Source organism: Archangium sp. (assembly GCF_057119385.1).
Window position 1 is genome coordinate 25,248 of the sequence record NZ_DBNGVP010000219.1, and the last position, 15,228, is coordinate 40,475.

General features: G+C 67.4%; 9 protein-coding genes and 1 pseudogene. 4 read left to right on the top strand and 6 right to left on the bottom strand.

The genetic code is table 11. The features are described 5' to 3' along the window. Positions 1 to 21 precede the first annotated feature (21 nt). A complete protein-coding gene (locus AC16DP_RS49695; protein WP_329729656.1) occupies positions 22 to 1,044 on the bottom strand; it encodes a PAAR domain-containing protein in 1,023 nt (340 codons plus the stop codon). Beyond that, the gene (locus AC16DP_RS49700) at positions 1,041 to 2,291 is read right to left on the bottom strand and encodes a tetratricopeptide repeat protein (RefSeq protein WP_329729655.1); all 1,251 of its coding nucleotides are present in this window, start codon (positions 2,289 to 2,291) and stop codon (positions 1,041 to 1,043) included. Before AC16DP_RS49700 ends, AC16DP_RS49695 begins: the two co-directional genes overlap by 4 nt. A gap of 525 nt (positions 2,292 to 2,816) precedes the next feature. On the opposite strand from AC16DP_RS49700, the pseudogene AC16DP_RS49705 reads away from it, so the two are divergent. Further along, a pseudogene (locus AC16DP_RS49705) lies at positions 2,817 to 3,107 on the top strand (WD40 repeat domain-containing protein); the annotation flags it as partial. A 69-nt stretch (positions 3,108 to 3,176) separates the two neighbouring features. Beyond that, positions 3,177 to 4,661 (top strand): WD40 repeat domain-containing protein, encoded by a 1,485-nt coding sequence (locus AC16DP_RS49710; RefSeq protein WP_329729654.1) that lies wholly within the window; start codon positions 3,177 to 3,179, stop codon positions 4,659 to 4,661. A 3-nt stretch (positions 4,662 to 4,664) separates the two neighbouring features. Here the strand turns inward: AC16DP_RS49710 and AC16DP_RS49715 are convergent, their stop codons facing one another. Then, a complete protein-coding gene (locus tag AC16DP_RS49715; protein WP_329729653.1) occupies positions 4,665 to 5,225 on the bottom strand; it encodes an SMI1/KNR4 family protein in 561 nt (186 codons plus the stop codon). 55 nt (positions 5,226 to 5,280) lie between these two features. Then, positions 5,281 to 8,808: an RHS repeat-associated core domain-containing protein gene (locus AC16DP_RS49720; RefSeq protein ID WP_329729652.1), complete on the bottom strand. Its 3,528-nt coding sequence runs from the start codon at positions 8,806 to 8,808 to the stop codon at positions 5,281 to 5,283. Between the two features lie 557 nt (positions 8,809 to 9,365). Here AC16DP_RS49720 and AC16DP_RS49725 point away from each other — a divergent pair. Then, the gene (locus AC16DP_RS49725; protein WP_329729651.1) at positions 9,366 to 11,939 is read left to right on the top strand and encodes a type VI secretion system Vgr family protein; all 2,574 of its coding nucleotides are present in this window, start codon (positions 9,366 to 9,368) and stop codon (positions 11,937 to 11,939) included. Between the two features lie 419 nt (positions 11,940 to 12,358). Further along, entirely contained in the window at positions 12,359 to 13,861 is a 1,503-nt protein-coding gene (locus tag AC16DP_RS49730; protein ID WP_329729650.1) for a sensor histidine kinase, read from the top strand. Positions 13,862 to 13,864: 3 nt separating this feature from the next. On the opposite strand, the gene AC16DP_RS49735 is transcribed toward AC16DP_RS49730, so the two are convergent. Beyond that, a complete protein-coding gene (locus AC16DP_RS49735; RefSeq protein ID WP_329729649.1) occupies positions 13,865 to 14,434 on the bottom strand; it encodes a hypothetical protein in 570 nt (189 codons plus the stop codon). A 3-nt stretch (positions 14,435 to 14,437) separates the two neighbouring features. Continuing rightward, positions 14,438 to 15,202: a hypothetical protein gene (locus tag AC16DP_RS49740; protein WP_329729648.1), complete on the bottom strand. Its 765-nt coding sequence runs from the start codon at positions 15,200 to 15,202 to the stop codon at positions 14,438 to 14,440. Positions 15,203 to 15,228: the final 26 nt, after the last annotated feature.

A 15,228-nucleotide genomic window follows, 5' to 3' on the forward strand; every position in this document is an offset into this window, starting at 1 on the left:
AGGTCGTGCTCGCGCCTGTGCTCACGCACAGTTCGAGCAGGACTGCCGCCCCTGTTTGCGTCCGCCGCGCTTGCCCCCGCGGAGGCCCTTCACCAGCTTCATCAGCCCGTTCGCGACGTCGCTCATGGGCGGCATGGGAAAGCCGCCGATGAGCACGTTCGGCTGTCCCGTCACGAGGGCTCCGATGCCTGGGATGAGCCCCGGGTCCTTTCCAACCAGCATGGACATGGCCATGGCGGCGGCATCGGCGGCGAGCTGGGCCGCGGCCATTCCCGCCGCCAACGCCTGCCCGGACGCCGCGGCGGCGTTCGCGGCCGCGGCGTCAGCGGAATCCGAGGGCGCGGCACTCGAGGCCGCTGCATCCATGAGGTTGGTGGCCACACTCAACGCTCCCGCGGCCATTCCCGCTCCCACCATCACTTTCGCCAGCTTGGACATCGGGCCCGCCGAGGGCGTGCAATGCTTGGTGATGTCTCCCATGCGGGCGGCCCGCGACCCGCCGATGAACACCTTGCTCGAGCCGGTGTAGATCTCCAGCGGTGGAGTGAAGGTGCCGCAGGTGACGGAGATGCCTACGTCTCCAGCGCGCGCGGCTGGCAGGCCGTTGATGAGCACGGAGACACATCCGCTGAGCAGCACGGTACCAATGCTTGGCAGTGGAATGGGCGGGGCCGGAGGGATGAGGCTGGGGGGATGGGCGTGGGGGTGCGGCATCCCCACATGCAGGGCCGTGAGCGTGGCCGCGGGCAACGCGGGCAGCATGGCCGACACGGTGTTAGTGGCCAGCGCGAAGCCCGTGTTGAGCAACTCCACTGGGGCGCCAATGACTCCGAGCACGCCGGACAGCGCCTGGGAGATCTGCCCCACTGCGCCCTGATGAGCGGGGGGCGCGTTCTGGAAGGGCGCGGCCGTGCGATTGACCACCGCCGCGAACGAGTCGAGCACGACGTTCTCGCCCGTGGGCTGCAGCAGCGGCTTGGGCGCACTGGGGGGGTGCTGGGCCTGTCGCACCGCCTGGTGGGCCGTCGTCGAGCCTGGAGTCATCGTGCCTCCTCGCGTGAGGACAGGGTTCGCAGCTCCGTCAGACACTGCTGCCGCTCCTGCCGCATGCCTGCATTCTCGTAGAGCCGGGCCATGTGCTCCAGCACAGAACGCAGCCGCTCCGGATACCCGACGCTTCGACACAGCGTCGCCGTGTCCCTCCAGGCCCGCAGTGCTCCTCCCGTGTTCGTCCGGCCCTCCCGGGCGCGTCCCAGCTTCTCCAGCGCGTCCGCCTTGGCGTGGGCGTTGAGCGCCTTGGCGGCCACTTGGTCCGTGATGTCGAAGTAGCCCTCGGCGTCCGGGTACTGCTTCAACTCCAGGCAGACGTCACCCGCAGCCATGGCGAGATTGAGGAGCACGGGCAGCGCCTTCGTCTGGATGGCCAGCGCGAGCCCCTGCTGGTAGCGCTCCAGGGCCTTCTCGGGTTTGCCAAGCTGCCGCAGCACATCCCCCGCCCCCTGCAGGCAGAGCGCCTGCATCTCCTTGGCGCCATGCTCCGCGTAGTAGTCGTGCAGCAGGCCGTACTTCTCCAGGGCCTGCGGGTAGCGCCGGTGGGCGTAGTCCAGCGCCGCGAGCTGGACGAGCGCCTGCATCCGTTGCGCGACGGGCCTGCTCTCGTCCACGGCATCCTGGGCAAGTCCATCCGTGAGCGCTCCGGTGCTGAAGTCCACCTCGTAGAGGAGCACTCCCGGTGCCTTCAGCTTGTTCAATGTGGGCCCCAGGAAGGGCTCCGCCCGGTCATCCCGGACGATGATGCGCAGCGAGCGCATCCACGGCTCGTAGCCCTTGAGGGGCAGCAGCTGGCTGACGAGCTGCGCGAAGCCGGCGCGATCCTTCAGTTTCGGCGGCAGCAGGCACCAGACGAGCCGGTGGTCCTCCTCGGCTGGCATCAGCGAACGGATGTGGATCATCGCGGACCGGAGCCGCTCGGCGGGGGGAAGCCGCGTGTCCTGGCCTTGTGCTGGCAGAGGCGCCCAGCGAGGCTCTCCCTTCGCCTTGCGTGCGGTATTGGCTACTTCGATCTGGGCCGCGACGCCCGCATTCACCGCCGTCGCGTACTGTGCCACCGGACCTGCTTCCTGGTTGCACACCAGGAAGAGGTCCGCGTCCATCTCCTCGTCGAGTCCCTGGAGCGTCTTCAGCACCCAGGCCATCTCGTCATCGTGGGCGCTCACCACGAGGATGAGGAAGTCGCGCTGGTCAACGAAGTTGCGCAGGGTTTCCTGCAACTCTTGGAGTTTGCGTTGCATGATGGGAGCAATTGCGGAATGTAGTGTTGGCGGGGAAGGACGTCAAAAGCGGATGATCTACCTGGACCACGTTTCCGCAACACCTGTGAGGACTACCTGTGCTGCTCGCACGCGGCTCTCCGCTGGGCGCCGAGTGGCACGGTGGCGTTGGGTCACGCACTCCGCTTCGCGTTGTCGCACACGCGGGGCCCAAGCTTCTCCAGCCGCCTGGAGCACTCGGCCCTCCGGGGACCTGTCGAGGAGGTAGCCCGGCAGGGCTGCGAGGTGCGGTGGCTGCCGTTGCCGGCGGGAGAGCTAGAGGTGTCACGGGCGGTGGCGCTCCTTGAGGGAGCGGAGGTGGTGGCGCTCTCCGCGACGAATCACGAGCTGGGCACGGCGCCGGGCCTCGCGCCACTGCTGGCTTTCGTGCCCAGGGCTTGTTGGGTGATGGACGCGGTGCAGGCAATGGGCTTGCTCCGGTTACGTGAAGCTCAGCAAGAGACCCGTCCCCTCTTCTTTGGCGCTTGGTGCTAGCTTCCCGACGTCATGTTTTCTTCCAGCCCCAAGTTCCTGCATCAGTTCCGGGAGCAACCGGGAACATCCAACCGCGTCCTGCTGCGGAGCTTCGAGGGGCACACCGAGCGCGTGGAAGCACTCGCCGTGCACCCGGATGGCCGCCATGCCGTCTCCGCGAGCCTGGATGGGTCACTGCGTCTCTGGGAACTCGGGACGGGGCAGTGTCTGCGCGTATTCTCTGAGCACACACGCGGCGTGAAAGACGCCGCGCTGCTCACGGACGGGACGCGCATGGTGTCCGCCGGGCGCGATGGGGACCTCAGACTGTGGAGTCTTGAGACGGGTGCATGCCTCTGGGTGCTTGAGTCCAGCTGGCCTGAGTTGAGAGGCGTGCGACTCCATCCGGACGGGGAGCGCTTCCTGCTCTGGGGATACGACGAGCGGGTGGAGCTGGGCTCGCTCGAGACAGGCGCCACGCTCCAGACCTTCCGTCGCCAACAGGCCCCAGTCAGCGCGGCGGCGATTTCCCCCAACGGACAACACCTCATCACCTGGGGCTACGACGACACGGTCCAGGTGCTCTCACTCGAGCAGGGCGAGCTCCTGGCCACTTTCGATGGTCCGGGCTCCGAGGTCATCTCGGCCGTGCTCCACCCCCATGGGCATCAGGCGCTGGCCTCGTGTTCTGACGGCGCGCTGCGCATCCTTGATCTCCAGACCGGGACATGGCGTGTGCTGGGGCTTCATGCGTACCCCGCCCTCGCGGTAGCCATCTCGCCAGACGGCAGCAAAGTGGCCTCGGGAGGGCTGGACGATGCCGTCCGGCTGTGGGATCTGGCGTCCGGCACCGCCGAAGCCACCTACGCCAGCCGAGCCTCGGGAGAGGGGAGTCTCCCCGAGGCGCACCGTCTCGCCGTGTCCTGTGTGGCATTCCTGCCCGATGGGCAGCACCTGCTGTCGGGCAGCCATGATCGCACGCTCCGGCTGTGGAGCACGGTCTCACCGGTGCAGGAGGCACCTCCGCGCCACAAGCGGCCTGTCCGCCTGCTTGCGCTTTCCTCCGACGGAGAGCGGCTGCTCAGCGGGGAGGACGAGCGCTGGCGGCTGTGGACCATGGCCTCCGGCTCACCCATCAAGAAGTTCCGGCCCCCCCCTGGCTCCACCCAGGCCATTGCGCTCCTTCCCGATGAGCGCAGCGTCCTCGCCGGGAAGAACGACGGCCCTCTCGAGCTGTGGGGGCTGGAGCCCCCCGGAGTGCTCGCACGCCTCGAGGGGCACATGAGCGGGACGCTGGCCGTGACTCTGCTGGCTGGTGGACGTGAGGCCCTCACGGGTGGACGGGACAAGAGGGTCAGGCACTGGAGCCTGGAGCGGGGCACCTGCCTGCGTACATTCGAGGGGCACACGGGCGTGGTGATGGCGCTCGCCGCCCTTCCCGACGGCAAGCGCCTGGTGTCCGCGAGTGGCGACATGACGCTTCGGGTGTGGCGCGTGGACACGGGGGAATGTCTGCGTGTCATCGAGGGCCACACCGCGACCGTGACCTCCGTGGTGGCGCACCCGGATGGCCGCCGTATCCTCTCTGCCAGCAAGGACCAGGTGGTGGCCGTGTGGGACGTGGAGAGCGGAGACTGCCTCTTCAGCTTCGAGGGCCACACGGGACCGGTGCATGCGCTTGCCCTCTTCGCGGATGGGGAGGCGGCGCTCTCCGCGTCCGAGGATGGGACGGTTCGCCGGTGGGACCTCGTCCGTGGCACCGCGCACGGGCTCTGGAAGCCTGCCGCCAAGCCCAGAACCCTCGCCATCTCACCCAGGGACGTCATCGCCGTGGGGTTGGACTCCGGCGAGGTGCTCTTCCTCACCTGGCGTGACTGACCCCTACACGGTCTCGAAGGAATGGGGTGAGAAGGTAGCGGGTAGATGGGTTTGCATCCGCTCCAGCATACCGCCCAGCCCCGGCTCGAGCGTCTTCGCCAGGAACACGGCCAGGTTGGGCGCGGCCCGGTACACGCCACCCGCTCGCATCGAGACGAGATAGAGCCACAACTCCCCTCCGCCGCTGGGTGCCGCCGGGTCCCACGCCACCACGTCCCCGTTGACGCTCTCCCCGAAGGGAACGAGCCGGCGGACGAGTTCCTGTGTTCCATCCGGGTGGACATTCAAGGGTTGCGATGCATCCATCTCCGCCAGCTCACCGGACAGCTGTCGCGAGACCTCGAGGAGCCCCGCGCAGCCGGGGGTGGCACCTGCGGGCACCGGGACGTGGACCACGAACATGCCGCTGACCGCCCCGAAGCCGTAGCGTTTCGCGAACTCGCGGTACGAGGCGGGCAACCTCAGGCCGAGCGCCTCGCTCGCGGTGTCGAGCAGCGCGTCCGAGACGGTGAAGCGCTGGGCTCCGAGCACTTCGAGTTCGGGCAGCTGCGTGGGGCTCCTCATTCGTCTTCTCCTGGTTCCCGACCTGCGGTGCGGATACCGGCCAACGAGCACCCCCTTAATGGGTGCAGGCCCCTTTGTTGTAGCGCTTCTTGTGAATGCCGTTCTCGACGTTCGCTTCGACGACGACGGCCCCGGTGACAGCGTCCTGCGCCAGGTACGACAGGCGCGTGGGAATGTTGGACTCCCCGTCGTAGTGCGGCGTCACCAAGACGACCACGGGATTCTGCGTCGCCTTGATGTGGCGCACCACCGTCTCCTCGTGGCCATACATGACCGGGTGGTTGGAGCCCGCGGTCAGGATGCAGATGTTGCGCATGTCCCCTCCGTCCCCGCCCAGGTTGCGCCCGATCATGTGGGCTCGCTCGTGGTGGTCCGGATGCTTGGGGTTATAACCCCTCGGCACAGTGGAGGGGCCTGTCCCCGTGCCGATGTCCGAAGGGTAGATCTCCGCATAGACGGAACCGGGCCGGTCGAGCTCGGTGTTGTAGGGGTCGTATTCGACATTGATGAGTCCGAGCGGGTCGATCGCCCTGAGCGGGTTGGTCGAGTAGCCATAGGCCCCGTTCGGGTCATCGAAGAGCCGCAGCGGATCCGGCGACAGGTACTGCGACGTCCAGGGCGCGTAGTAGCGGTAGCGGTTGTAGGAGAGGCCGCTCTCCTCGTCCGCCCACTGTCCCGGATAGCGGAGCGCGCACCGGTCGAGCACTGCCACCTCCTGCCGCGGCTCACCGAAGGGCGCGAGCTGCACGGCCCACCCGACCATTCCCTCCCCGGTGACGAGCTCTCGCGGCGCGCCCAGGTGATCGGTCACCGCGAAGAGAGTGGGCCCCTTTCCCCGCTGGGCGACGAGCTCCTGCCGCTGCGGGAGGTGGTCCCACGTGGTGAGCCCGGAATGTTTCTGGGCGTGGACGAGCGCGTCACCATCCCAATGGAACACCGTGCGCCCCTCCGGGCCCTCCTTCGAGAGGCGGCGGTTGAAGGGGTCGTACGTGTAGCGCCAGACGGCTCCATCGGGCCGCGTCACCGACTCCAGCCGGCCGCGGGTGTCCCAGGCGTAGCGCCACACTCCAGCGGTCTTGGGGGAGCGCTGGTCCATCATCTGGGTGAGACGCCCCCAGGCGTCGTAAACGTAGGCACACCCCTCCTGGGCGAGCAGGCGCCCACCCGGGCCCAGGCGCCTCACATCCGCCCTGGTCACCGCGGGCTGCACGGTGCGTTGCAGCCAGGCCGCGTCATCCGACTCCACGCGCACGAGGTGCCCCGCGGCGTTGCGCACGTAGCGCTCGCGCCCCAACGCGTCGGTGCAAGACGTCAGCCAGCCCGCGGCATCGTACGTGTACTCGGACGCCTCCCAGCGCCGGTCGGCGACCAGGGTGAGCCGCCCCTGCGCGTCGTACCTGCACTGGCGGTCCACGGTGGACGTGGTCTGGCCGGGAATGCGGACCTCCGTGCTCGCGAGGCGGTGCAGTGCGTCGTATGACTTGAGAATCTGCGCACCACCGGGCAGCAGTCGGCGCGTTTCCCTGCCGAGCGCGTCCCGCTCGAACCTCAGCGCCTGCCCGCCCACCACCATGGAGACGAGCTTGCCGTCGCCGTCGTACGCGTACTGCGTTTCGTGACCAATGCCGGTCTTCCGGCGGACGACCCGGCCCATGGCGTCGAACTCACGCTCCACGATGAAATCATTTGAGCGTTCGACTACGGGATGGCCGCAAGCGTCGCGCACGTAGGTGAGCTCGACCTCTCCATCCACGACGCGTGTCAGCCGCCCCGCGGCGTCGTACGTGATGTCGACCCTGGAGCCGTCCGCATAGGTGACGCGCGTTGGCAGCCCGAGGGGGCCATAGCTATAGCTCACCGTCTCGTCGGCCTCGGTTCTCTGGACGAGGTTTCCTCCTGCGTCGTAGGCGTAGTGGATCTCCCTGGCGTCGGCAGTGGTCTCGCTGACGAGGAGGTTGTCCTCGTCGTACTCGAACCGATGGCGCTCGCCCGTCGCGCTCACCACCTCGGCGAGCAGAGAGGGCTCCTGGGTCCACTGGTAGCGGGAGACGTAAGCCCCCTCGCTGAACTGAGTGAGCCGCCCGCTGCACCCGGAGCGGCGGAAGACCAGGGTGGAACCATCCGGGCGGACGGAGCGCAGCAGGAGCCCACCGGCGTCGTACTCGAGCCTTGTACGCCCCCCATAGGGGCGCTCGATGCTGACGAGCAGGCCACGCGCGTCATACTCGCGCCGCGTGATGCCCCCGAGCGGATTCCTGGACTCGAGCAGCTCCCCCAGCGGGCCGTAGGTGTACGTCCACGTTCCACTGGTGGAGCTCGACTCGGAGTGGAGGTCTCCGTTGGCCGCGTGCATGAAGCGGCGCTGGCCGCCGTCCGGGTAGTCCAGGCGTGTGAGGTCCCCTCGCTCGTCCCACGTGAACGTCCAGCGGTGGCGCAGCGGGTTGATGATGGCGGTGAGCCTGGCCTCGGGGCTGTATTCGCGCTGCCACGTACTCCCCAGCGCGTCGGTGAAACGGATGAGCTGGTGGTGCGCGTTGAAGTCGTAGTGCGACGTGCCCTGCGGCGTCGTCATCGCCTTGTAGTGTCCGAGCTCGTCGTACTCGAAGGTGCGTGCAGTCCCGTTCGGGTCACAGGCCATCGCCGTGCGCCCCAAGTCATCGTACTGGACGAACCACACGCGGCCGAGCGGCGAGACCGTCCGCTCCACCTGACCTGCCGCGGAGTACTGATATGTCCAGGTGGAGTTGCGGCTGTCGGTGACGCGGGTGGTGCGACTGGCTGGTACATACTCGAGCGACTTCTCGTCGAACCCATCCTGTCCACGTGCGCGGGTGCAGCGGCCTTGAGAGTCGAACTCGAAGTTCCAGACCGCCCCGGTGCGCGTCACCTCGCGCACCATCCTGCCTGCGGAGTCATACGCGTATGCGCTGACATGGCCGGCTGCGTCCACGACCTCCGAGAGCCTGCCGGTATGGTCGTAGCGGTAGCGAACCAGCGGAGCCCTTGAACGGGCCGCGTCCGCATGGAGCGCGGCCAGTTGGCCAATCGCGTCGTAGGCCAGGAAGAAGGAGCGCCGGCTGCGCCGCTCCTGGAGCGCCACGATGCGCCCTCGCACATCGTGCACCACGTCCACGCCCTGACCCGCGACGTCCTGCACGCTCACCAGTGGGGACCACTGGCCATCCGTGACGTCGCGAAAGTGGTAGCTCACCACGCTGCGGCCGTCGGGCGTCCAGGAGGTAACCTGCAGATGCCCATTCTGGCGTCGCAACTCCATGTAGGCACCCAGGTTGCGCACGGCCTGGCCCCTGGAGAGCTGTTCCTGGGGGTCAGCGAAGGTGAACTCGGATTCACCGTCGCGGAACAGCATGCGGTAACCGTCGAGGTCGCGCCGGATCCGCATCTCATAGGGAGATGACCACCCCGGGCCAAACATGCCGCCCGCCGCGGGGCGCATGGCCGTGCTGTAACGCCGGCTGAAGGGGACCCGCACGCGGCCGACAAGGACGCGGTCGGTCATTTCATGGAAGAGGACTCCCGTGACAACGTCGATCGGGTGTCCGACTGAGATCCTCTGTGTCATCCCGCACCGTTTTTCTCTGAAGGAGATGTGTATGGCGCCTGGAGTCCGATACGATTCCGGACTCAGGGCCGTGGCTGCTGTCTCTCTCCGGCATGAACTACGCCAGTCGGAATCCGACCTGGTCTTGTTGCCTTCCACGCTCGATAAGCACGCGGCGTCTCTTCACCCTATGTCAGGGTGGGCCTTGCCTGGAAGCTGGAGTCTGCCGTGGGTCAATGAAGCGAATGGTTGGAGAAGAGCCGCCCAGGCGCGGCTGCATCGCTCGGGAGGAGATCTCGCGAGTGAAAAGTTCTCCGGTCCGCGTTGTAGCGGAAGGAATAGACAGCTCCGCTGCACCGTGCTTCCGAGACATTCGCCCACTGCTGTTGTACGCGAAGGTGGCCACCTCGCTCAGCCGGCGCGCAGCTCCAATTGGTTTTGAGGGGAGCGGATCAGGCCAGTGCGCGAGAACTGTCCATCGACCTTGAAGGCCCCCATTGCGTCAAGCATGCTTTTGCTGGTTTGGATGCGATACCTCCGTTTATCGTTGCCCGACCACGGCGGGGAGGAAGAGACCCATGTCGGACTGGAAGAAGCTGCTGACTGATGCCGGGCAGGCCGTCCAGACGGCCCAGAACGTAGCGGGAGCCGCGAGTGCCGTGACGGGCCATTCCGCCGGGCAGGCCCTCCAAACAGCCCAGAAGGTGGCGGGGGCGATGAGCGCCGTCACGGGCGTGGAGGAACTGGGCCTGTTGGGCCAGGCGGCGGGTCTGCTGTCGGATGCGCTCCGGCTGGAGAGTGTCCGCTTCGCCTTCGAGTCCGCAGGGGACCCGGCCCGCTCCTGGCGCGTACTCACCTTCCGCCTCAACGAGGGCCTCTCCGAGCCCTATTCGTGCGTGGTGGACCTGGCCAGCGAGCACCTGTTCGCCGATCCAGACGCGCTGCTCGGGCTCTCGTGTACCCTCTCCGTCTCGCGCGACTCCCGCACGCGCCTGGTCCACGGCATCGCCCACCGTGTGGAGCACCTGGGTCGCAAGGATGGCAACGCCCTGGCGCGCGTCCATGTCGTCCCGGCGCTCTGGGCCCTCTCCCAGCGTGTCGATTCCTACATCTTCCAGGAGATGACGGTGCCGGAGATCCTCTCCGAGGTGCTCAAGGAGAGCCTCAATCCCTTCAAGCGTGACGTCCGGCTCGAGCTCACCCAGCAGTACCCCAAGCGCGAGTATTGCGTGCAGTACCGCGAGAGCGACCTGGACTTCGTCCTGCGTCTCATGGAGGAGGAGGGCATCGCCTTCTACTTCGACCACTCGGGCGAGGCGGAGGATCTGGTGCTCATCGACGCCAACGAGTGCTGCCCCGCGCTGAAGACGATGGACGGGCTGCCGCTGGGCATCCATGGGCCAGAGGCGGACACCGCGGGCACGGAGTCCATCCGCTCCTTCGGCTTCACCCGGGAGCTCCAGCCCAACCGGGTGGTGATTCGCGATTTCGACTGGAGCCGCATTCCAGAGGACGCCGAGAAGCAGCCGCTCCACGAGGAGGAGAACGGAGAGAGCTCCAATCTCGTGGCCCTGGAGCGCTACGAGCACCAGTCTCCCATGACGCTGAGCGGCTATGACGCGGGAGCTGGCGCCTACACGGAAGCGGATGGCAAGCGTCAGAGCAAGCTGCGCCTCCAGGCACATGCGGCGCGTGAGCGCCAAGGGCAGGGACACGGCAACGTCATCGGCATGTGTCCGGGCCTGACCTTTGCCTTGTCGGGGCACGGCAGGTCGGAGCTGGACCAGCGGTATCTGCTCACCCGGGTCGAGCACTTCGGCCGGGCACCCGAGGAACTCACCAGCCATGTCCTGGAGGAGTCCGAGGTGCAGTCGCGCGCCGAGCGCTACCACAACCGCTTCGAGTGCCTGCCCGCCAGCATTGCCTTCCGTCCGGAGCGCCGCAGGTCCCGCCCGCGCATCTTCGGCGTCCAGACGGCCACCGTGGTGGGCCCGGCCGGCCAGGAAATCTTCACGGACACGCACGGGCGCATCAAGGTCCAGTTCCACTGGGATCGCGCTGGCAAGCGCGATGCCCGCAGCTCCTGCTTCCTGCGCGTGGTCCAGGGGTGGTCCGGCGGAATGTGGGGCACCTTCTTCCTGCCCCGCATCGGCATGGAGGTCCTGGTCGACTTCATCGAGGGCGACCCGGACCGGCCGCTGGTGGTGGGCTGCGTCTACAACGGGCAGAACCTGACGCCCTACGAACTGCCCAAATATCAGACGCGCAGCACCATCAAGACGCGCAGCTCGCCCCGGCCCAAGGATGACTCGAAGGAGCCTGGCTTCAACGAGCTGCGCTTCGAGGATCTCGCCAACGAGGAGGAGATCTTCTTGCACGCCCAGAAGGACTTCAACGAGGTGGTGCTCAACATGCACAACACCTCGGTGGGCGCGGACCAGACGAACTCGGTTACGGGCAACCAGACCGAGACCATCGACAAGGACCAAGCGCTCACCGTCCACGGCAACCGGACCCGCACCATCGACAAGAACGAGACCGTCACTGTTCACCAGAATCGCACCAAGACGGTGGACCAGGACGAGACCCGCACCATCCACGGCTCGCGCACCACCACCATCGACAAGAACGAGACCGTGACCATCTCCGGGGAGCGTAAGGAGACCGTCACTGGCAAGGAGACGATCACCCTCCAGAACGAGCGCGTGACGAGCATCACGCAGAACGATCAGCTCTCCGTCAACGCCGACAAGAGCACGCAGGTGACGGGCAGCTACACCATTGCTGTCGGACCCAACTACGTGGTCACCCAGGGTGGGACTACCCTGGCGCTGTCCGAAGGCCACGCCGACCTCCTGGCGGAGAAGAGCCTCCGGACACACAACCCCTCGGGGGCGCTGGAACTGGCGGAGAGTGGCGGCGTCGTCCGGCTCGTCGCCAATACCACGCTCGAGCTGGTGTGCGGCAATGCCAGCATCGTGCTCGATAAGAGTGGCACCATCACCATTTCGGGCACCAAGGAAGTGTCGTTGGGCGTCCAGCAGAGCACCGTCAAGCTCGAGCCCCCCGGAGTGACTGTGTCCGGTCCGCAGATCACCTCCTCTGCGATCGGCATCCACGAAATCACTGGCGCGCTCATCAAGATCAACTGACGAGCACGGGTTGGAGGCAAGGGCGCAATTGTCCGGCAGGTGAGAGGATCGCTCAAGCTTGGCTGCTCCCGCCCTTGAGGGTTGGAGCGGCCCTATGCCACGAGTCCGAAATGTCCGAGAAGGGGCACCACCGTGTCTACCACACAGGAGACACAGCGATTGCTTGGCTGCCCGCTTGGCCGCGAGTGCTCAGGAAGAGACGCGGGGAGGCGGGCGTATTTTGTTTGGGACATAAACGAGCATCAACAAGACAGGTTTACGCGAGCCCCGGCGCGGTACACCTCTCGAGAACCGCACCATGCACGGACACCCACTGCGCGACGACCGCTTCGAGCCCTGCCCCCGCCGGAGTGGCCGAGGCCTGCCGCGCACTTCTTCCCGCCCTGGCCCGAGTGCCAGGAGCTGAACGGGGAGACGACATGCTCGAACGGAACTCGCAGGTGGTCCTGGAGTTGGTGGACGCGCGGGACGATCAAGCCCAGCGGCTCATCGACAGCCTCCACGACTACGCCATCTTCATGCTCGATCTGTCGGGGCGGGTGAGGAGCTGGAACAGCGGCGCGGAGCGCATCAAGGGCTACACCCGGGAGGAGGTGCTCGGGAAGCACTTCTCCCTCTTCTACCCGCCCGAGGAGATCAACAGCGGCAAGTGCGAGCGCGAGCTGCGGATCGCCACGGCGGAGGGCCGCTTCGAGGAGGAGGGGTGGCGCGTCCGCAAGAGCGGGGAGCGCTTCTGGGCGAACGTGATCATCACGGCGATGCGGGACGCGAAGGGCCGGGTCATCGGGTTCGCGAAGGTGACGAGGGACCTGACCGAGCGCCGGAAGGCCGAGGAGCAGCTGAGGCACAGCGAGGAGCGCTTCCGGGTGCTGGTCACGAGCGTGAAGGACTACGCCATCTTCATGGTGGGGCCGGACGGGCACGTGGAGAGCTGGAACCTGGGGGCGCAGCGCATCAAGGGGTACACGGCGGAGGAGATCATCGGCCAGCCCATCACGCGCTTCTATCCGGAGGAGGCGGTGGCGCAGGGCAGGCCCTGGGCGCTGCTGCACGAGGCGGCGACGGTGGGGCACGTGGAGGACGAGGGGTGGCGTGTCCGCAAGAATGGGGAGCGCTTCTGGGCGGACGTGGTCATCACGGCCGTGCGCGACGAGAGCGGGCAGCTGCGGGGCTTCGCTAAGGTGACGAGGGACCTGACCGAGCGCAAGCGCGCGGAGGACGAGCGGCTGCGGCTCGCGCAGGCGCAGGAGGCGATCCGGTTGAGGGACGAGTTCCTCGCCATCGCCTCGCACGAGCTGAGGACGCCGCTCACGGCGCTGCAGCTGCAACTGCACAGTCTTCAGTTGCGCGGTGACTCGCTCGAGCCGGGGGTGGCCGCGAAGATCGACCGCGCGGTCCGAAGCACCGAGCGGCTGTCGGGCCTCATCGAGACCCTGCTGGACGTGTCCCGGCTGAGCACGGGCCAGCTGACGCTCAAGCCGGAGCGGATGGAGTTGCTGACCACGGTGAAGGACGTGGCGGAGCGGCTGCGTGAGGCGGCGGCGCAGGCGGACTGTGAGCTCCTGGTGCGCGAAGGGCCTCTTGTGGAGGGAACGTGGGATCGCCTGCGCATCGAGCAGGTCATCTCGAACCTGCTGTCCAACGCGTTCAAGTACGCGGCGGGGAGTCCGGTGGAGCTCTCGGTGACGCGGGAGGGCGCGGAGGCGGTGCTGGTGGTGCGGGACCGGGGGCCGGGCATCCCGGAGAAGGACATGGCGCGGCTGTTCCATCGGTTCGAGCGGGCCGCGCCGATGCGGCACTACGGTGGGCTGGGCCTGGGGCTGTACGTGGCCCGGGAGATCGTCGAGGCCCACGGCGGGCGCATCTCGGTGGAGAACCCGCCGGAGGGTGGGGCGCGCTTCTCGGTGCGCCTGCCTACGTGAAACTCAGACGCGCAGCTTCTCGCGCAGTGCCTTGGCCCGGCTCTGCATGTCCGGATCCAGGCTGGTGATCTCAATGCCTTTCAGGCGCTGATCCAGGCTCTTGGGCACCTTCGTCTTCACCAGCTTGCCCTCGGCCTCCAGCCCCTCCAGCTTGCCCAGTGCCTTGTCGACGATCCGCTCGCGCGGATGGCCCAGCAGGCTGTCCAGGAAGTACGGGTCCTCGGGCAGCTCGGGGTACTTCTCCAGGTAGTCCAGCACCCCCTGCGCCCACGCCCGCGGATCCTCGGCGGACTCCATCAGCTTCTGCATCGCCTGCTTCTGCGCCTTGCGCTTGCCCTCCGGGTCAAAGGTCTTCGCCAGGCCCTCGGGCAGCTCGCCGCCCGTGAAGAGCGCGTCCGCCGCCGCCTTGTACTTCTGGTAGGACGCACTGCGCTCGATGCGCTGCTGCGCCGGATCATCCTGCCGCGAGGTGTGCCCCCGCCCCTTGCCGCGCGAAGCGTCGATCTCCCGCCAGCTCTTCGTCCGTTTGCCGGAGAAGCCCCCACCATCCCGATCGTCCTTGTCACGTGCCATTCTTCACTTTCCCTTCCGAGCACTCCACAGCGCCGCCAGGCCGCGCTTCACCAGGGGGCGTGCTGTCGCCAGCTCCTCGGGTGACAGGGGGTGCTCCTCGTCCTGCTCCGCCTCGAACAGCGCCTCGTCCGCGTATGCGGTCAGGGCCGTGGGCACTGGCGAAGTCTCCATGCCCGGTGTCTCCAATGCCGCGGGAGCCACGCTCGCCAGTCCCTGCGGCCAGCCAAGCTCCAGCATGGCGTGCAGCTCGAAGAGCAGGTGACGGGCAACACCGTATCCTTCGTCCGACAGCCCCGCCGCGTCAAGCACACCCAGCAGCGCGTCCTGCTTGTTTTCGAACGCATCGTTCAGCCGGGTGCGCGCCTTCTCGTCGTCTTCCAGATAACGCCAGGCCCCCTCCACGAATGCCGTGTCCGGCTCGCCCGGCGCGAAGGGCCTCGGCGGCTCCGTCTTCTGCTTCTTCGGCCGGGGCGGGCGAGGGCCGTCCTCCAGCCGCACCTGCTTGCCTTCCTGCACCAGGTCCCACAGCCCCAGCAGGTTCTGGAAGAGGCGGCGCGCCAGCTCGGGGGACTCGAAGCGCGGCTCCTGCCCGAAGAGGCTGGGAATCACCTCCTGCGAGGGGCGTCCCTCGGCGTGGGCCTGACGCATGTGCGCCAGCACCGTGAGGCTGTCATGCGAAGTGCCCGCGAGCTCCAACAGCCCGTCGAGCACCTGTGCGCCCTCGAACTGGCGCACGAACTCCATCTTCTTGGTTCGGGAACGGCTCATGGGGTGCACACCGTAGCGCCCGGACG